Origin of the sequence: Bacillus sanguinis (genome assembly GCF_018332475.1) — a bacterium.
GTDB classification, from domain to species: domain Bacteria; phylum Bacillota; class Bacilli; order Bacillales; family Bacillaceae_G; genus Bacillus_A; species Bacillus_A sanguinis.
In genome coordinates this window covers 1-301 of record NZ_BOQB01000298.1, presented here as the reverse complement: position 1 = coordinate 301, position 301 = coordinate 1, and the positions used below count along the sequence as shown (strand labels likewise).

At 44.5% G+C, this 301-nt stretch carries 2 tRNA genes; both read right to left on the bottom strand.

Features of this window, described 5'->3' with window-relative positions:
• Positions 1–43: 43 nt before the first annotated feature.
• Positions 44–119 (bottom strand) — tRNA-Ala (locus KI369_RS24405).
• Positions 120–129: 10 nt separating this feature from the next.
• Positions 130–206 (bottom strand) — tRNA-Ile (locus KI369_RS24400).
• Between the last annotated feature and the right edge of the window lie 95 nt (positions 207–301).

Below are 301 nucleotides of genomic sequence, written 5' to 3'. Positions count from 1 at the left end.
TAGTTTTCAAAGAACATACCATTTGCTATTTAAAATAGCTTTTTGGTGGAGCCTAGCGGGATCGAACCGCTGACCTCCTGCGTGCAAGGCAGGCGCTCTCCCAGCTGAGCTAAGGCCCCAAAAGTTGTATGGTGGGCCTAAATGGACTCGAACCATCGACCTCACGCTTATCAGGCGTGCGCTCTAACCAGCTGAGCTATAGGCCCATACAAATTGCAGGATTTATTTATATCATATCCTCATTTAAGAGTCAATACTTAATTGAACTCTCAAAACTAAACGAAAACGAAACACGGAAACT